Source organism: Exiguobacterium sp. H66, assembly GCF_018618705.1.
Lineage (GTDB): Bacteria > Bacillota > Bacilli > Exiguobacteriales > Exiguobacteriaceae > Exiguobacterium_A > Exiguobacterium_A oxidotolerans.
Genome location: NZ_JACSMQ010000006.1, coordinates 120,845 through 138,592, shown reverse-complemented (window position 1 = coordinate 138,592; position 17,748 = coordinate 120,845). Strand labels below are relative to the sequence as shown.

General features: G+C 46.2%; 16 protein-coding genes and 1 tRNA gene. 5 read left to right on the top strand and 12 right to left on the bottom strand.

The genetic code is table 11. From position 1 onward, the window contains the following. Positions 1-5 precede the first annotated feature (5 nt). Entirely contained in the window at positions 6-974 is a 969-nt protein-coding gene (locus KNP88_RS11290; RefSeq protein ID WP_214893812.1) for an alpha/beta fold hydrolase, read from the top strand. A gap of 321 nt (positions 975-1,295) precedes the next feature. Here KNP88_RS11290 and KNP88_RS11285 read toward each other — a convergent pair whose 3' ends face one another. Then, on the bottom strand, positions 1,296-1,715 hold the full coding sequence (locus KNP88_RS11285; RefSeq protein ID WP_088836374.1) for a hypothetical protein: 420 nt from the start codon (positions 1,713-1,715) through the stop codon (positions 1,296-1,298). Then, positions 1,712-2,257: an imm11 family protein gene (locus KNP88_RS11280; protein ID WP_235195200.1), complete on the bottom strand. Its 546-nt coding sequence runs from the start codon at positions 2,255-2,257 to the stop codon at positions 1,712-1,714. Before KNP88_RS11280 ends, KNP88_RS11285 begins: the two co-directional genes overlap by 4 nt. 171 nt (positions 2,258-2,428) lie before the next feature. Between KNP88_RS11280 and KNP88_RS11275 the strand changes: the two genes are divergently transcribed. Together KNP88_RS11275 and KNP88_RS11270 are read left to right on the top strand one after the other, a co-directional pair. Next, a tRNA-Gly gene (locus KNP88_RS11275) sits at positions 2,429-2,502 on the top strand. A gap of 142 nt (positions 2,503-2,644) precedes the next feature. Next, a complete protein-coding gene (locus tag KNP88_RS11270) occupies positions 2,645-3,454 on the top strand; it encodes an MBL fold metallo-hydrolase (protein WP_029332702.1) in 810 nt (269 codons plus the stop codon). 337 nt (positions 3,455-3,791) lie between these two features. On the opposite strand, the gene argF is transcribed toward KNP88_RS11270, so the two are convergent. From argF to argC, 7 genes are read right to left on the bottom strand one after another with little or no spacing between them, the layout of a single operon-like run. Then, on the bottom strand, positions 3,792-4,724 hold the full coding sequence (gene argF / locus KNP88_RS11265) for an ornithine carbamoyltransferase (protein ID WP_214805443.1): 933 nt from the start codon (positions 4,722-4,724) through the stop codon (positions 3,792-3,794). Further along, positions 4,721-7,756 (bottom strand): carbamoyl-phosphate synthase (glutamine-hydrolyzing) large subunit, encoded by a 3,036-nt coding sequence (carB, locus tag KNP88_RS11260; RefSeq protein ID WP_214893810.1) that lies wholly within the window; start codon positions 7,754-7,756, stop codon positions 4,721-4,723. Before carB ends, argF begins: the two co-directional genes overlap by 4 nt. Continuing rightward, complete coding sequence (locus tag KNP88_RS11255) at positions 7,746-8,798, bottom strand: carbamoyl phosphate synthase small subunit (protein ID WP_214893809.1); 1,053 nt, start codon at positions 8,796-8,798, stop codon at positions 7,746-7,748. Before KNP88_RS11255 ends, carB begins: the two co-directional genes overlap by 11 nt. Next, positions 8,795-9,940: an acetylornithine transaminase gene (locus tag KNP88_RS11250; protein WP_214893808.1), complete on the bottom strand. Its 1,146-nt coding sequence runs from the start codon at positions 9,938-9,940 to the stop codon at positions 8,795-8,797. Before KNP88_RS11250 ends, KNP88_RS11255 begins: the two co-directional genes overlap by 4 nt. Next, positions 9,906-10,679, bottom strand: coding sequence for an acetylglutamate kinase (gene argB / locus KNP88_RS11245; RefSeq protein ID WP_214893807.1), 774 nt, complete (start codon positions 10,677-10,679; stop codon positions 9,906-9,908). The genes KNP88_RS11250 and argB overlap by 35 nt, the downstream gene beginning before the upstream one ends. Continuing rightward, positions 10,676-11,893 carry a bifunctional glutamate N-acetyltransferase/amino-acid acetyltransferase ArgJ gene (gene argJ, locus KNP88_RS11240; RefSeq protein ID WP_214766684.1) on the bottom strand — a complete coding sequence of 406 codons (1,218 nt, stop codon included), beginning with the start codon at positions 11,891-11,893 and terminating at the stop codon, positions 10,676-10,678. Before argJ ends, argB begins: the two co-directional genes overlap by 4 nt. Before the next feature lie 13 nt (positions 11,894-11,906). Continuing rightward, complete coding sequence (gene argC / locus KNP88_RS11235) at positions 11,907-12,938, bottom strand: N-acetyl-gamma-glutamyl-phosphate reductase (RefSeq protein WP_214893806.1); 1,032 nt, start codon at positions 12,936-12,938, stop codon at positions 11,907-11,909. Positions 12,939-13,849: 911 nt separating this feature from the next. Between argC and nhaC the strand changes: the two genes are divergently transcribed. Both nhaC and KNP88_RS11225 read left to right on the top strand, forming a co-directional pair. Next, positions 13,850-15,223, top strand: a complete 1,374-nt coding sequence (nhaC, locus tag KNP88_RS11230; RefSeq protein ID WP_214766686.1) for a Na+/H+ antiporter NhaC — start codon at positions 13,850-13,852, stop codon at positions 15,221-15,223. 242 nt (positions 15,224-15,465) lie between these two features. Further along, positions 15,466-15,675, top strand: a complete 210-nt coding sequence (locus KNP88_RS11225; RefSeq protein WP_029332693.1) for a DUF3006 domain-containing protein — start codon at positions 15,466-15,468, stop codon at positions 15,673-15,675. 92 nt (positions 15,676-15,767) lie between these two features. Here KNP88_RS11225 and KNP88_RS11220 read toward each other — a convergent pair whose 3' ends face one another. The 3 genes from KNP88_RS11220 to KNP88_RS11210 all read right to left on the bottom strand — a co-directional run bounded on the left by KNP88_RS11220 (position 15,768) and on the right by KNP88_RS11210 (position 17,608). Further along, positions 15,768-16,223 carry a hypothetical protein gene (locus KNP88_RS11220; protein WP_214893805.1) on the bottom strand — a complete coding sequence of 152 codons (456 nt, stop codon included), beginning with the start codon at positions 16,221-16,223 and terminating at the stop codon, positions 15,768-15,770. A 4-nt stretch (positions 16,224-16,227) separates the two neighbouring features. Next, positions 16,228-16,773, bottom strand: coding sequence for a TlpA family protein disulfide reductase (locus KNP88_RS11215; RefSeq protein WP_214893804.1), 546 nt, complete (start codon positions 16,771-16,773; stop codon positions 16,228-16,230). A gap of 124 nt (positions 16,774-16,897) precedes the next feature. After that, a complete protein-coding gene (locus KNP88_RS11210) occupies positions 16,898-17,608 on the bottom strand; it encodes an NAD(P)H-binding protein (protein WP_029332690.1) in 711 nt (236 codons plus the stop codon). Positions 17,609-17,748 lie beyond the last annotated feature (140 nt).

The window sequence follows — 17,748 nt, the reverse complement described above, 5'->3', positions numbered from 1 at the left end:
AGAGGATGAGACATGTGACAATTAATCATACACACTGGATTGCTTCTGATGGCTATACAACAAATATGCGGATCCTAGAAGCACAAGCACCAAAGGGAGTCGTCATCGTTTTCCATGGCATGATGGAACACGGGGCACGCTATAACGAATTCGCAGAATTTCTCTATGCTCACCACTTCCATACTTTCATTCCCGATCTTCGTTGTTTTGGTGAACGTGCGCAGCAGCAAGATGCCCTCGGTCATCTAGAGCCGAACCAAGGGTTTGAACAACTCATTCAGGACGCAGAGGAACTCGTACAAGATATTAAGCAACAGTATCCTGAATTACCGGTTTTCGCATTCGGACATAGTTTTGGTTCCCTCATCTCACGACGCCTTGGTCAAACGCTTGGGCATGTGCTAGCAGGCGTCATCGCCAGTGGTCCACCTACCGATGCTGGAGTTTCAGGAACAGTCAGTAAACAACTCGTCAAACGGTTGATTGCTAATACTTCCGCCAAACAACCAGCTGAAGGGATGGGGCGTGCTGTATTCGGTCGATACAACTTACGTTTTTTCCCCGCCCTTTCGTCGAATGCCTGGTTATCCTCGGACCCACAATCCGTCTTGCGGTATGATGAAGATCCACTTTCAGGGCAGACTGTAACACTCGGATTTTTCCATGAGCTCTTGACGGCAACCAAATCCGTCAATGCGCTAGCAAATCTTTATCAGCACCCACGACATCTCCCCCTTCTACTCGTCGCCGGAGAAGATGATCCGGTCGCCTTTGATGGAAAAGGAATTCACGCATTGTTTGATGCCTACAATCGCGTTCGCGTTGAAGATACTCAATTGACCGTCTATCGCGGTTTACGTCATGAACTCTTCCATGAGTTCGAACGCATTCGTGTGTTCGCAGACATTGCCGGTTGGTTGAATAATCATATCAATGCTCCATATCCTGCTTCCATTCGAAAACAGGGCTCTTAACAGGGCGCTTATTCGAAACAAAAAGAGCTGACGTTAACGTCAGCTCCGGCTGTAAATAAACTTTTAGGACGAGTGAAGAGCATGTTGGCGTGTCATCCCTGAAAAGTGCGCGAAACACTTGTTTACTGTATTTCAAAGAAAAAGGGCTTTTTGCATACGGGAACCAAGTGTGCATCCAGTCATCATGAACGAGATGAAGCAAAAAAACGCCGATGACTCCGTATGAAAAACGGAATCATCGGCGTTTTTTATGCCAAGGGCGAAACGGTCCATCACAAAGAATTGTGAAGGGAATCGTTTTGAATTAGCACCTTTTTCAATTCAAGAAATCCATTTTAAAGATGTCATGATTGTTTCGATTTCTTCTAACTCGAGCGATTCGCGATCCGCTGAGTACGTTAATAATACAAGGCGTTCTCCATCTGAATACGCAAAGATGCGAAGAAAAATTCCTTCCTCTTTTCCATCTACTGCGAGCAACGCTTCTTTTGTTGAATTACGACGCGTTTCAAGTGGACTCGTCAATTCGATATCAAATTCTTCAACCAACAGGTTGATTTCTTGTTCGGCTGCTTCGAATGGCGTCAATTCCTCCGATTCCGATTCATAAATCGAAAGTTGTAAGGTTCCCATCGCATTTTCTTCTGTCGAATAAAAACTGACAAAAGTCTCTTCTTCTTGATATTCAAATGCTTGTGGATATTCAAGTGTAATCCAATTATCGACCGTGTATTGTTTCATATTAATTCCTCCATTCGATTTATCTCGTCAAATTGTATCCCGGTCACGGTTAATCGTTCTAAATACCGTGCTAGCTGACTGGAGACGAAAATTCGATCTGTCAGTTCGTCTCGTAATAGATGATGGACACCGAGCGAATCTTGAACGAGTCGCTCTGTCATGAAGTAGACATACTTTTTTCCGATCGGTCGGAAAATGTTCGTCTTATGTAGATGTTCCACCCGTCTGACCGCTAGTATATTGATGAGATAGTAGTTGCTCCATCCCGATCTCGTTTGAAGTTGAACCCGAAGACATTGAACAGAAAACGGTGTAAACTGTTCAAGCGCCTGTTTCATCCGTTCAGAGACCAGCGGGATGTTCAACACGTTCGGAAGCACGTCCGGTAACATATCCGCATCCTGTTCAATCGAAAAGGCAAGTAAGCTTGCGTTAAGGAACCACTCTCCTGTCGTGAAGCGATGACGATCGATTTGATGATGGCATTGTGCCCTCCATCCTTTTCCCATCGGCTGTTCGCTCCAAACTTGAACTTTGTTCACTACTCATACGCTCCTCTATCCATCTTCAGCCATTCACAATCGTTACAGGAAGCTCATGTAAACGATTTAGCTATTATTATTGTACACATAAAATCAACCGAAATAGCTTTTTTCATAAAAGTTATGGAAATAACTGCTTTGCTATGCTACTATATTTCATGTAGCACTCATGCGGGTGTAGTTTAGTGGTAAAACCTCAGCCTTCCAAGCTGATGATGAGGGTTCGATTCCCTTCACCCGCTCCAATTTTAAGACATAACATAGGTCAACGACCATAATCCCTCTAGAGGGCAGGCGGCTTGCGCGATGCAAGCCGTCTTTTTTGTTGTCTTCTAGGGTAATTCCTCATCGTTTCAGGGTATAGTTCGATATAAAAGGAGGGATTTCATGATCCAGATGAAGATGCCGGGCGTGACCGTCTATCAAAGTACATTGATGAAAACAACTTCAACCTTGATTGAAACGCCGGATTGCTTGATTGTCGTCGACCCCGGCTGGTTGCCGGATGAAATTGCGACGATTCGCCGAGATGTTGAAATCATCCGCCATGAACGTCCGCTCTATATCGTTTACACCCATGCTCACTTTGATCATATTTTAGGAGCTTATGCTTTTAAAGACGCCATCGCGATTGCATCGCGTCGGTTCATCGAAACTGACACACAAGTCGCTTTAGAAGAAGTTCAAAATTTTAATGATGAATACTATATCGATTCTCCTGTCCTCTTTCCGGAGATCACGCATATCATTGAAGAATCGGAAACAACACTCACCATCGGATCGACTAAACTTATTTTCTTTTTGACGCCGGGGCATGAAGAAACACACCTATCCTTCGTCGTCATGCCAATGAATTTACTCATTTGTGGGGATTATGCGTCAGATGTTGAAATCCCCTTGATTGAACATGACTCGACGGAATATTTAACGACGCTCGAACTACTTGAATCGTTCATTTATGAATACGAGGTGAAATTGCTCGTACCAGGTCATGGACATATCTGTGATGTGCGGACGGATATGATTGAACGTCTACATCATAGTTATGATTATATTCTCGGCCTCCGTGCCGGAAAAGAGTCGGAATGGTCTGCATCTTGGCAACGAACTCCCTTCATGCATCGCCTCCATGAAAAAAATAAACGACAGGTCAATAAAGAGCATGAAGCCCGTCTCGCACGACGGCAGTTCGATTAATTCCCTTCGTCTCTTTCACCGGACAAGGGGGACTGACTCATGAGTCACTCCGATATCGATTTTCACAACGGACGTTTCCGTCCTACATCAACCAAATGGCCGATACTCCCTTTCTCATGGGATCATCGGCCATTTCAATGCATAGCATATTCTTTTCAATCATGGCGTCCGTTTATTTAGGACACGCAGCTCATCTCTTGTAGAAAGGATAAGGAAACACTCGCTTCACGCAACTTCTACAGGAAAAGGGCAAGAGGGCACCTCCACTGAGAAAAGCGCATGAAAGATAGATTCCTTTTTGATTTTATTTTTCAAGCAACAAACCAACGTCTGTCACTTACTTGCCCAGCAGCTCAATCATCAGTGCTTTTTGAGCATGAAGACGGTTTTCTGCTTGATCGAACACAACGGAGTGCGTCCCATCGATGACATCAGCCGTCACCTCTTCCCCACGGTGTGCCGGCAAACAATGTAAGAAGATGACTTCATCTGCTGCCTCGCGAAGCAAAGATAGGTTCACTTGATAGCCTGCAAAGGCATTCAGGCGCTCAATCGACTCTGACTCCTGCCCCATGCTCGTAAACACATCACTGTAAATGACTTCTGAACCTTTTACAGCTGCTACGGGATCCGTAAAGAGCTGGATTGTTCCACCTGTCGCCTTCGCGATTTCTATCGCCTGTGCAACGATTTTTTCGTTCGGCGCATACGCATCCGGACTACAAATACGTACTTCCATCCCACTCAGTGCTCCACCGAGCAATAAGGAGTGTGCCATATTGTTTCCGTCACCGATATACGTCAAAATCTTGCCTTGACGAGAACCTAAGTGTTCTTCAATCGTCAGCAAATCTGCAAGTACTTGGCACGGATGATGTAGATCCGTCAGGCCGTTAATGATAGGAATCGTTCCATGCGTAGCAAGCGTTTCGACCGTCTCATGGGCAAACGTCCGAATCATCAATGCATCTACGTAACGACTCATGACTTTGATCGTATCGCTTAACGGTTCTCCGCGTCCGATTTGCATGTCAGCACCACTTAGGACGACCGGGTATCCGCCTAGTTCGACGACACCGACTTCAAATGATATCCGCGTCCGTGTCGATGCTTTTTCGAATAAGAGCGCAACCTTTTTTCCCGCCAGTGCCGTTTGATAGTCGCTTGGGGATTGTTTGACTGCTTTTGCAAGCTCAAGTAGCTCTGTTAAACTTTCAGCCGTCAATTCTTCCAGCGTCAACATATGTTGTAACTTGTGCTTCGTCTTCATCCTTTCATCCACTCCTTTTGCTTGATCATCCATTCGCTTAACGGCTTGACTGGAATCGATGCACAATCACGAACCGTTTCGTAATATTCGGCTAGATGTTGCTCAGTAATGACATGAACGCCTTTTGCAAGCGCTTGTTCCCGGAGTCCTTTTTCTTCAGGAATGAAAGAAAAAAAGGCAACACACTCGTCAAACACAGGGAAATCTCCGAGCGGCGTCGCTTGTCCCCACGCTTCTGTCCCGTGACCAGCAATCGTATGCGCAGGTTTGGTCATGTGACGTTTCGTTGTTTCATCGAATAAGAAACGCTCCTTTGCATGACCATTTTCTGTCCACTGTAACGTTTCTCCGGTCGAACGCATGATCGGACCCGTTTTTGGATCGACATGTGTCAGTTTCAACGTCGAGAAGACCGGTGTCTTGACCGCATGGAAAGAGAGTTCCATCCGCTCTGACGGCAATTCGATTTTTTGACCAATTGCTGCCTTTACAGCCCATTCAAGTAACGGTTGTCCCGTTACCTTCGCGACGATCGGTAATGTCCGTGACGCGCGAGGATTAATTTCTAGAACATAGATTTGTTGTCCCTTGACGACGAATTGAATATTGAACGCTCCACGGTATGAGAGATGCTGACCGATTTTTTTAGAAATCCGCTCGATTTCATTTTGTAGCTGAGCTGAGGCTGACTTTGGCGGAAGAACCATCGTCGAGTCACCTGAATGAACGCCTGCCGCCTCAATTTGTTCCATAATGATTGGAACGTAACTCGTCGTCCCATCTGAAATACAATCGACTTCAAACTCTTGACCTGCGATGTAAGCATCGAGGAGCGCGGGGAATGTCAGCGATGGTAAAAGCGCTTCTAACATCGCGTCGTCGTTTAAAATATGCATCCCTTTCCCGCCAATCACATACGATGGACGAACGATTAAAGGATAACCAAGTGCCATCACAGTTTTCTTTAATGCATCAACTGTCATGACTTCTTCTCCCGGAATATGCTTGATGTCTAATTGATCGAGAAAATCGTAAAACCGGTGGCGGTCTTCCATCGCATCAATCGTGTCTGAGGTCGTGCCTAATAACTGATACCCACGTGCTTCGAGATCGGCTGCTAAGCTGATTGCCGTCTGTCCCCCGAACTGAACAAGGACATCTTGGCATTGTTCTGCTTCTAAGACATGAACGACATCCTCAATCGTCAACGGCTCAACGTAGAGGCGATCTGCCACTTCGAAATCCGTCGAAACGGTTTCCGGATTGTTGTTAATCATGATGGTTTCGTACCCGGCACGTTGTAAAGCGCGGACCGCATGGACGGAGCAGTAATCGAATTCAATGCCTTGTCCGATTCGAATCGGACCCGCTCCGATGACTGCGACCTTTTGTTGATTCGATAGTTGTACTTCAGTTCGCCCAGACCAACTTCCGTAGTAATAAGGAGTCGTACTGACGAATTCTGCTGCGCACGTGTCAATCATTTGGAAGGCGGGAGTAATGTCATGCGCTATCCGCAGTTCGTGGACATCTTCCGCTGCCACACCTGTGATGTCGGCAATCTGCTGATCGGTAAAACCGTGCCGTTTCGCTTGTTGAATGGAAACAGGTTTCGTCAAGTCGAGCGAGTCGCGCATCGTCAGCAACCGAGCAAACAGTTCTAAAAAGAGCGGTTGGATACTTGTCTGTGCCGCTAGTTCGTCCTGCGTCGTCGCCTGACGATCGAGCAAGGCGAGCATCGCCAACAACCGTAAATCGGTTGGAGTCGTGATTTCCTTCCACAACTGCTCACTCGTCGCCTCACGCATCCACGATGGATAGAGTGGTGCCTGTTCGACCCCTGCACCACGCCATGCTTTTTGCAGTGCTTCTTCTAACGTTTTCCCCATCGCCATACTTTCACCGGTCGCCTTCATCTGTGTTCCGAGCGCACGGTCACACCCTGAAAATAAATCAAACGGGAAACATGGTACTTTCGCCGTAATATAATCGAGTGCCGGCTCAAAACTCGCCATCGTCTCTTTCGTCACAGGGTTGATGCAATCATCCAAGCGTTCACCGAGCGCAAGACGTGTCGCTAGTTTTGCAATCGGATACCCTGTTGCCTTCGAGGCCAAGGCGGAAGAACGACTGACACGCGGGTTGACTTCGATGACGAAATACCGGTGCTCTGTCGGATGAATCGCGAATTGGATATTGCAACCACCAATCACACCGAGTGCGGAAACGATGCGACGTGCCTCGGTCCGAAGAAGTTGATTCATTCGATCAGAAATCGATTGGATTGGTGCAAAGACAACCGAGTCACCCGTGTGGACACCGACTGGGTCGATGTTTTCCATGTTACAAACGATAATCGTCGTATCGTATGCATCACGCATCACTTCATATTCCACTTCCTTGTAACCTGCGATGCTGACTTCGACCAAACACTGGGAAATCGGACTTGCTTGCAGACCGTTCATCGCAAGCGTACGTGCTTCTTCCTTCGTCGTCGCGATTCCACCACCGGTTCCCCCTAATGTGAACGCAGGACGGATGACAAGGGGTACACCGTGGTCCTCCATGAAATTCTCCAGTTCCTCAATCGTTTCAATCGTTTGACTATCCGGGAGTGGTTGATGTAATTCAATCATCCGTTGTTTGAAACGTTCACGATCCTCTCCATCCCGAATCGTTTCGAGCGATGTTCCGAGCAGCGAAACACCATATTGCTCGAGGATGCCCGCTTCATCCAGCGTGAGCGACAGGTTCAAAGCTGTCTGTCCTCCAACGGTCGCAAGTAAATGCGTCGGGCGTTCTCGTTCGATGATTTCTGTCGCCTTTTCGAGTGTCATCGCTTCGATATATATTTGATCCGCCGTCGACGGATCCGTCATGATCGTAGCCGGATTCGAATTCATGAGAATGACCTCGCAGCCCGCTTCCCGAAGTGTTTGACATGCTTGCGTTCCGGAGTAATCAAATTCCGCCGCTTGACCAATGACGATTGGTCCCGATCCAATGACCATGACTTTTTTGTTATCCAACATGGGCTACCTCCTGTGATAAAACCGAGGCGACGAATTGATCAAACACGACCATTGCTTCTGTCGGTCCCGGATTTGCTTCTGGGTGAAACTGCACCGTCATGATTGGTTGCGATGGATGAATCAATCCTTCAATCGAACCATCGTTAATATGTTCGTATGCTGTAACTAGCTCTGACGCCGCAACACTCTCTGCCTCAACGACGTACCCATGATTCTGCGAGGTCATAAAAACACGACCGGAAGCAAGGTGACGGACGGGGTGGTTTGCCCCCCGGTGCCCGTGATGTTGTTTCGTGATTTGGCAGCCGAAGGCTTTCGCGATGATTTGATGCCCCATACAAATGCCGAGCGTCGGATAATCCATCGCGAGCTGTTTAATTTCTAAGAGAAATGGTTCAAGTTGATCCGGATTTCCAGGACCATTCGAGAATAACAGCCCGTCCGGTTGCAATCTTTTGATGGCGGACGCTTCTGTATCGAATGGAACAACTGTCACGCGCATACCCCGTGCCAGTAAAGCTTCAATCATCGATTTTTTGACGCCATAATCCAGACAAACGATATGTCCATCAGCATTCTCGAGTTCATATGTTTTCATCGTCTGGACGGAAACGGATGCGATTCCTGTCTGATGGCGTTTCTCGTATAGAGCGTCTGCCTCAATACTTCCCATTTGATCGCCAGATGATCGAAGTTGATGGACAAGCGCCCGTGTATCGACTCCTGTCAGAACAGGTATATCCGCTTCTGCTAACCAGTCGGCAAAATTCGTTCGTGCTCCGTTTTGTGCGAGCGTTTGAACAATGATACCCGCGACTTGAATCTGATTACTTTCTGCTTCATCATGGGCGATTCCGTATTGCCCAATTAGCGGATACGTGAAAACAAGGATTTGTCCACGGTAAGAGGGGTCCGTCAATACTTCTTGATAACCGGTCATACCGGTGAAAAAGACGACTTCTCCTTTAGCGGATGATGTACCGACCAGCTCTCCTGAATACGTTGTTCCATTTGCAAGCGTTAATGTACCTATCCCGTTCATACCATGACCTCCTGTTGGCAGACTTGTTTTATTTTTTCTAGCGCAAGATCTAGTTCCTCCCGTGTCACAAATAGAGACGGTAATAAACGAACTACGTGTGGTCCGGCACTGACGACGAGCATCCCTACTTGTTGAAGCGCTTGGACAATTCCAGCGACCGGTCGTTCGAATTTAATTCCAATCATCAAACCACGTCCTCGAACACTATGCAGACTTGTTTCAGGCAACTCTGCTGCGAGTCGTCTCATCAAGTAATTTCCTTTCTCCTGCACCTCGTGTAAAAGCTCGTCTGTCAACAGAAGGTCGAGTGTCGCTTCCGCTGCTGTCATCGCTAGCGGGTTCCCGCCAAATGTCGAGCCGTGTGTCCCCGGTGTAAATATGGTCGCCGCTTCCGCAGTCGTGATGATCGCTCCAACCGGAAAACCGCTTCCGAGCCCTTTCGCGACTGTAATGATATCTGGTTTTAGTGGTGTCTGTTCAAAAGCGAAACGTGATCCAGTTCGCCCAATCCCCGTTTGGACCTCATCGACGACGATTTTGACGCCATACGCTTTTGTCCGTTTCATTAACGCCTCCAACCAAGCATCGTCCGCGACGATGACACCACCTTCACCTTGGATGATTTCAAGCCAAACGGCGCCCGTTTTTTCCGTGATGGCATCTAAACTACTTAAGTCGTTGAACACGAGGTGTTTAAAGTCCGCTACCATTTCACCGAAGCCTTCTTTGACTTTTTCTTGACCTGTCGCTCCCATCATCGCGAATGTCCGCCCGTGGAACGATTGGCTGAATGACAAGATTTCTGTTTTTTGCGTCCATTTGCGAATTAATTTAAACGCACCTTCATTCGCTTCTGTTCCGCTGTTACAGAAGAAAGCATGACTCAAGTGACTGTTCTCCGTCAGTAGCGTCGCGACACGTTCCTGCTTACTGCTTTCAAATAAATTTGACGTATGCCAAAGCTGACCAAGTTGTTCTTTGAGGCGTTGCTCTACGTAAGGATGCCGATGTCCCGTGTTGCAAACGGCAATCCCCATCATAAAATCAAGATACGTGATGCCTTGCGTATCTTTGACGAACGATCCCGTCCCTTCGACTAATTCGATATTATGACGTTGATAAGTTGGTAGTAATGCGCTCATCTGTTTCCTCCTTGACGCGAGTCCCCTGACTCGTCACGTATTTCCCGGACCGAATCCGAACGTCTGGAATCCCTTGTTTTGATGCTTCAATCACCGCTTCTACTTTCGGAATCATGCCACCATGAATCTCATTTGTCTTTATGCCGCCTTCCAACATTTCTCGCGTGACGACTGCTTGATAAACACCATCTAACCGGACTCCTTCGACATCCGTCAATAGCTCAAACGCATCGACATCGAGTGCGTTTGCGACGGCAATCGCACATGTATCGCCATTGCTATTAAGCGCACCGGACGGACCGGTAATCAGCGACGTCACGACCGGAATATAGCCTGCGCCGAGTAGCGTTTCAAACAAGGTTTTATCTACGAAGCGAATATCACCAACTGCCCCTAACCCTTGTCGTTGCTCTCCGCCAATGCTTGCACCGTCGATCCCCGTCAATCCGACTGCAGGTAGGTCTGATCGATTGAGCTGATAAACGATTTTTGACTGAACCTCGCCCCCGAGGACACGTTCTGCCCCGAGTAAGACCTCCTCGGTCGTCACACGGACGCCTTCCCGGAAGACGGATTCGATTTCTAAGGTTTCACAATAAGCTGATAAAGCGGGGCCGCCACCATGCAAGATGATTAATTCGTGACCAGCATCGCACCAGTCTTTCCATTCTTTAAAATAACGGGAATCGAGTTGTTCAAAAATACTCCCACCGAGTTTGATCATTTTTCGTTGTTTCATGTCCGGTAGCTCGCATTGATTTTGATATAGTCGTACGTCAAATCACATCCGAAGGCACGTCCAACGGCCGACCCACTATTTAAATCGACTTCAATCGCTACCGTATCCGCCGCAAGTTCATTTGAAGCAAGTGTCTCATCGAACAAAATCGGCATACTCTGTCGTAAGACCCACTGTGAACCAATCCGAATATCAATTTTCGAAACATCAATCGGTTCATCGATGCTTCCGATTGCTGCTACAATTCGTCCCCAGTTCGCGTCTTCTCCGAAAATCGCGGTTTTAACGAGCGAAGAACCAACGATTTGTTTGGCGATTTTTCGTGCCAATCGTTCTTCGTCCGTTCCTTGAACCGTTACTTCAATCAACTTCGTTGCGCCCTCTCCGTCTCGTGCAATGAGCTTCGCAAGTTCTTGACAGACATGCGTGACCGCCTGCTCAAACTGCTCCGCTTCTTGCGTATCAAGCATGATTGTCGGCGTTTTTGCCGCACCACTCGCTAACATCATGACCATGTCATTGGTTGAACTATCACCATCGACCGTAATGCAATTGAACGTCCGGTCGATTGAGCGTTTTAATATCGTTTGCAGGACGTTTGGTTCGACGGTCGCATCGGTCGTTAAAAATCCGAGCATCGTCGCCATGTTCGGATGAATCATTCCTGACCCTTTCGCAACACCGCAAATCGAAACTTCACTTCCATTCATCAAAAATTGATACCCGGCCGTTTTGATACCTGTGTCAGTCGTTAAAATCGCATGGGCAAAAGCATCCGCTTCTTCTTCCGCCTCACTCGCCACCAGTTGATCGACTCCAGCTACTAACGTGTCAATCGCCAACGTTTGACCAATGATCCCGGTCGATGCGATTGCGACTTGTTCCGGTTTAATCTGTAAGTGATTCGCGATTGCGTGTTGCGACGTATAGGCATGGGTCAAACCTAATTCACCGGTGCAGGCGTTAGCATTCCCGCTATTGACTAAAATGGCATGAATACGCCCCTCTGAGGCTTCCATCGCTTGTTTTGTCACTATAATCGGTGCTGCTTGCATTTGATTTGTCGTATAGACAGCCGCCGCACTCGCTCCTCCTTCACATACCAACAAGCCCAAATCTTTCCGTTTTCGTTTGAGTCCAACATGTATACCTGTCGCCTTAAAGCCTTTTGGTGTCGTCAGCGTCAACGGTGACACGGTTTGTAAGTTCAACACGTTCGTTCCTCCTTTAAATGAATAATGGTTGCTGGGTCAAACCGAGTGCTTCCTCATATCCGCACATCAAGTTCGCATTTTGAATCGCTTGCCCGACTGCACCCTTTTGCATGTTGTCAATGACTGAAACGACTGTCAGATGTCCTGTTCTCGCGTCAGCGTATATCGTCAAATCACAGTAGTTACTGCCGACGACCGATTTAATTTCCGGATCATTTCCGTTAATTCGGACGAAAGGTTCGTTCTCGTAAAATGCATGGAGCCACTCACGCCATTGCGTTTCCGATTTATTGATGCGTGGAGTCAATGTCATCGTCGCCATGATTCCGCGATTGATTGGAATTAAATGTGTCGCGAACGAAACGATTGCGTCTTGCCCCGTCACGGTTTGAATGACCGATTCGATTTCGGGGATGTGCTGATGGTGATTCATCTTATACAGACGCATGTTTTCATTCGATCGCACATGATGTGTCTGTTCGCTAAAGGATTTCCCGGCTCCCGATAACCCTGAACTGGCATGAATGATAATCGGCACCGGCTCGATGACCTGTTCTTTTAAAAATGGTAGGAGACCGAGGAGTACGGCCGTCGCATAACACCCTGGATTGGCAATCAAACGACTCGTTTTTATCGCTTCGCGGTTCCATTCTGATAGTCCGTATGTTGCTGTTGCTTGAATCATTGGCTCGACCGCTGGTTTTTCGTACCAATGTTCATATGATATTTGGTCGAGACGTAAATCGCCGCTTAAATCGATGACTTTCCCTTTCCAATCTTTCAGCTGCTCTAAGTACTGTTTTGAAATTCCGCTTGGAGTCGCCAAAAAAATGAGTTCCGTTCCAACCTCCTCTAAATGAGCAAGTGAGAACTCCTGTAAGAGGGAATAGTTTTTTTTATTCATGAATGTGTATATTTCCGTAATCGATTCAGTTGCCTTCGAATCACTCACGAGAGAGACGATTTCTAAATGGGGATGTTGCTCAATCATTCGTATCAATTCGACTGCTGTATATCCCGTCGCACCTATGATTGTACATTTCATGTCGGATACTCCTTCGTTAATAATGATAAACTGATTTAAACACATGTATATTTATACTGTCAAATGTATTTTTATTAATTTATACACAAAAAAAGACTTTGACCGATGACACCTTTCAGTAAGATGTAACTGGTCAAAGTCTTTTTAGTTCATGTTTCTCATCTTTTTTCAGCACGTTGTGCGACGAGATGATCGATTCCAAAAACGCTTGCCCCCATCAAAGCAATAACAACAACAAAAATCGCTGTAAACATATGTATCCTCCTCTTGTTCACAAAATCGACATCACTACTTTCTTATTGTGCAAGATTTTTTATAAAAAAGAAAGCGTTTACGACAAAAAATCGTCACATTTTTTTGTATTCCTGGTTATATTTCTGAATAAAACTCAGGCTGTAGACAAACTCTTATGAAAAGCAATAATTCTACATGGAAATGCTGTCCGTTCACGCTTCCTTGTCTCACCTCGTCTTCAAAGCTGCAATCTTCCACGTCACAGTAAGCAAAGCTGCCGGGGATCGCGGAAAGTTGCTTTTCGCAATTTAAAGCGATTCAAGACCGAGCGCGCTCTAAAACGGCTGTACGGTTTACCTTTCCCTGCGCTACGGCCTAAAAAGCGTCGCTTTTCCGTTGATTCCTACGGGAAAAAGTACGTTTTTGACACGACCTGTCAGAGGTAGACAAGACCCTGCTCGTTGTCCGTAGGGTCAAGGAGCAACGCCTTGCCCTCGCCTGAGGAAAGCAACGAAAAAGGGAAAAGCTTTTTTCACCCCATGTTACTTTGTCTACATGCTGTAAAACTTTCTTAGTTGACGCAGTCGAGAATCTTCGATAAGATTGCATTTGTTCATTACTTTCACACGTAAAAGCAAACAAGCATAAACGTAACAAAGATATAAGGAGGTGGAAGCATGCGCATGTCCTTTCGTGAATCCGCAGCTATCCTAGGAATTAGTATCATTATCTTATTGTCCGCATTATTCGGTGCACAGGCCGAACCCCATCTCGCTATACTCGCCAGTCTTATTTTTGTTGTAGGGTATGCCGTGTATCGCCGCTTCCCTTTCAGTCAACTTGAAGAACATATGATTAACGGTATTCGAGAAGCGATTAAACCGATTTTAATCATGTTACTCGTCGGCATGACAATCGCCGTCTGGATGATGAGTGGTGCCGTTCCAACCTTGCTCCATTATGGCTTATCGACATTATCTGCGACCTGGTTCGCACCAACCGCTTTAATCATCGCGATGATCGTTTCGACCTTTACAGGCAGTTCATTTACTACAATTGGTACGGTCGGTGTCGCCTTGATGGGAATCGCCGTCGTCCTTGGTGTCAATCCCGCCCTTGCTGCAGGTGCAATCATCAGCGGTGCTTGTTTTGGAGATAAAATGTCTCCTTTATCGGATACGACGAATTTCGCACCAGGTATCGTCAACGTCTCTGTTTTTGATCATATTCGTTTTATGATGGGAACAACAATTCCCGCTATCGCGATCACATTTGTTCTCTTCCTTATTTTTGGACGAGGTGAAGGATCAATTGATTCAGAAGCGATTGGAGCAACACAACAAGCACTCGATAGCCTTTTCCGCTTATCTCCTTGGACATTGCTTTCTCCGCTTCTCGTGATGGTGCTCGCTATTCGGAAGATGCCAGTCATTCCAACATTGATTGCAGGCGTTTTAAGCGGATTATTACTCACAGGTCTCGTTCAAGGAAATTGGAACATCGCGCAATGGATGTCTGTCATCCAAAATGGTCTCAAGCTCGAAACAACGAATGAAACGGTTGCGAGCATCATTAGTAAAGGTGGCATCCAATCAATGATGTGGTCCGTCTCCCTCGTCATGCTCGCGTTAGCGTTCGGCGGTGTTTTACGTGGTATCGGAGTCATCGATGTCATTATCGAAAAAACCGTTTCGAAACTGCAACGTGACGGGAGTATCATCTCGTCTGCTGCACTTGCTGCAATCGGCGTTAACTTCATGGCAGGTGAACAATACTTGTCTATTTTATTACCGGGACAAGCCTTCAAGAAAATTTTTGAAGAACGGTCAATTGACCCACGGTTTTTATCCCGTGCGCTTGAAGATGGCGGCACACTTGTTAATCCTTTGATTCCTTGGGGTGTATCCGGGGCATTCTTTGCCTCGACACTCGGTGTGCCCGTCACATCGTATGTGCCATTTGCCTTTTTCTTAATTTTATCTCCCCTCTTCACTTTTATCTTCGCCTTTACACGACCAACAAAAAAACAAGTCACGAAGAGTGTCGCGTGACGTAAATCTATTATCAGTAAGGCATACCATTCATAAGTCGAATGGTATGCCTCTTTTTTCTCACTTCTACATGTGAAAGAGTGATATTCAAGCGATTCTCGACTAATTTAGATAAATAAGTGTAAAGATAAAACGAAGTGGGAATATACCAAACATAAGATTAAAATTACAGAGAACTAGAGAGAGATACTGCAACCCTTTTAAAATGGTTGCCTTCGATGTAATTGTAGGAGGAGTCCAATATGATCAAACGTGGTACGCTTGAACGGCTTGATGGTAAATATGCTGTTCTTCTCTGGGAGAACGGTTCAAGTTTTATCCCTCGCCGCTATTTACCGACTGAGGCACGATTAGGTGACACAATACTTTTTGATGGTACAACGTATTCAATTGATGCATCGAGTACATCCCAATCGTCCTTTCAGACGTTTTCCTTTCGGCAAATGGGTTGATGATAATTAAAAAGCCATTTAGACAATGAATCGACTACTTGAGCGCCCTTGCCCAGGTCAGTCTTTCCATCTTCTAAATGGCTTTTTCGCGTTTAATCATTCCTTACGTACAAAGACTGATGCCTACATTCGGGACACTTCGCGTGGTGCAAATCGTCAATCGAAATTCGATGTAGTACTGTCTCATCTCGTTCACAGCGATGAATCGGTTCGATGATAGCTGAAGTAATGAAGAGTGCACACCAAAAACGTGTTGAAATCGTATCGCAACAGGGACACTGAAACAAATCGTATTGATGCGGGACCCACCCGCCTTCAATTGCATCGATATGTGCATGATAGTTCTTAATTAACATCGCCCGGTTTTGATCATCGATGTGCGCTCGGCTAATGAGTGGTTCCTGATAAGGCGGCACGAATAAAAAAGGCAATGCTGTTCTGTACTGTTCTAGTCCATAGGTTAGCATCGAAGGGAATTCCCCCCATTCCTCCCGCTGACCGATTTCAGCGACGATGTGATAAGAACAGTCGCGGCAGTGAATCTCCATTCCCTCATCCTCCCTTTTTCCCTACCATCTCTTTTAGCATACTTGATGTAACAGGACCAATGTGTTTTGCGACGATGACTCCATCCGTATCAATGACGTAAGTCGCCGGCATCGCGACTAATCGATAAGCATTTTCTGATTGGCCCTGCGTATCATAGAGCACCCCGTAATCAACAGGAGTCTCTTTCAGAAAATCGGCTACATCTGAAACCTTTCGTTCGGATGTCGTCACGTTGATGCCATAGACGGGCACGTCCACCGCTTTAGCAAAGGCGTTTAATTCAGGTATTTCTTGTTTACATGGTGGACACCAGGTCGCCCAAAAATTGATCACAATCAATCGATTCGTCAAATCAGATAGTTCCACCATTTTTCCATCCTGTTCCAGCTTGAGATTCGGTGCCTTCATTCCAATCTCTAATCCGCCTTGCGCTTGTTGCGTCGCTTGAGTAAATTCTTTAATCTGTTGTGCTTTATAGGCGTCATAGCTTTTATATGCAATCCCACTAATCGCTAACCCGACAATCACGTATAGTAAATATTTTTTCAACTGCTGCCCACTCCCTCTTTCTATTAGTGTAGCAGAATCAGCCTCTGAATCTATGAAAAAACGAGCATACCCTTCCATTTTCCCCGGAAGTGATATGCTCGTTTATATACATCCTTTTTTACTGTCAATTATAGCGAGGAAGTTGTTGTTTAACCCGACGATTGTCTTTGATGCTTTCAAACGATTCGTCTCCACCAAGCGCTTCATTTAGTGATGTTTTTCCTTGTTTCACCTCTAAACGTCGATTGAAAAGTGCCCGATTATCGACCGATGCCGCCAAAATCGACGCGACATCAATTTCAGAAATCGTTGCATCTTTTACATCTTTTAAATCCTCATCGGCTTCGATTAGTCCAAGACCTTCTCCATCAACGATGTTGACCGGACAAATGATTGTATACGTCAAACCACTATGCTCAATTTGCTCTTCTGCCGCATTTTTTGCGGCATAGAATGGATAAACTTCTTTTTTAAATTGATTTGGTCGATCAGCGCCATAGGCACTGAGGAGGACAAAATGACGGACACGCGCCTTTTTCGCAGCATCAATCGTTTTTAAAGCAACCGTTCGATCGAGCAACTCAATTTCAGTCGCTTCACCATCGACACCCGCGGTCGCTGCACAAATCACAGCATTTTGACCTGCCACCCCGAGATCAATGACCTTTTCAAGCTCAGTTTCAATATCGACGTAATGTGCTTTGACACCGAGTTTTTCGAAGCGATCGACGAGATGCTTATGTCGAACGATGACAGTGACTTGATGACCTTTCGCAAGCGACTTGACGACGCGAGCTCCGATTGTACCTGATGCACCTACAACTAATACATTCATATGCTAGGTCCCTCCTCGATAAGCTAGTCACCTCTATTGAACTACTCATACTTATGCAGATAAGAGCTTCCTTCATCGCTTACTCCTGTTAAAAATATCAAAAAGCAATCAAGAATTCTCATCATCCCGACGATTAGGTG

Bases quoted from the DNA above. Each gene is read 5' to 3' on its own strand.
- KNP88_RS11210 (WP_029332690.1), bottom strand. From the start codon at position 17,608: ATGAATGTATTAGTTGTAGGTGCATCAGGTACAATCGGAGCTCGCGTC.
- KNP88_RS11250 (WP_214893808.1), bottom strand. From the start codon at position 9,940: ATGAGCGCATTACTACCAACTTATCAACGTCATAATATCGAATTAGTC.
- KNP88_RS11220 (WP_214893805.1), bottom strand. From the start codon at position 16,223: ATGGAGATTCACTGCCGCGACTGTTCTTATCACATCGTCGCTGAAATC.
- KNP88_RS11290 (WP_214893812.1), top strand. From the start codon at position 6: ATGAGACATGTGACAATTAATCATACACACTGGATTGCTTCTGATGGC.
- nhaC (WP_214766686.1), top strand. From the start codon at position 13,850: ATGCGCATGTCCTTTCGTGAATCCGCAGCTATCCTAGGAATTAGTATC.
- KNP88_RS11255 (WP_214893809.1), bottom strand. From the start codon at position 8,798: ATGAACGGGATAGGTACATTAACGCTTGCAAATGGAACAACGTATTCA.
- argC (WP_214893806.1), bottom strand. From the start codon at position 12,938: ATGAAATGTACAATCATAGGTGCGACGGGATATACAGCAGTCGAATTG.
- KNP88_RS11225 (WP_029332693.1), top strand. From the start codon at position 15,466: ATGATCAAACGTGGTACGCTTGAACGGCTTGATGGTAAATATGCTGTT.
- carB (WP_214893810.1), bottom strand. From the start codon at position 7,756: ATGTTGGATAACAAAAAAGTCATGGTCATTGGATCGGGACCAATCGTC.
- argB (WP_214893807.1), bottom strand. From the start codon at position 10,679: ATGAAACAACGAAAAATGATCAAACTCGGTGGGAGTATTTTTGAACAA.
- argF (WP_214805443.1), bottom strand. From the start codon at position 4,724: ATGAAGACGAAGCACAAGTTACAACATATGTTGACGCTGGAAGAATTG.
- KNP88_RS11285 (WP_088836374.1), bottom strand. From the start codon at position 1,715: ATGAAACAATACACGGTCGATAATTGGATTACACTTGAATATCCACAA.
- KNP88_RS11270 (WP_029332702.1), top strand. From the start codon at position 2,645: ATGATCCAGATGAAGATGCCGGGCGTGACCGTCTATCAAAGTACATTG.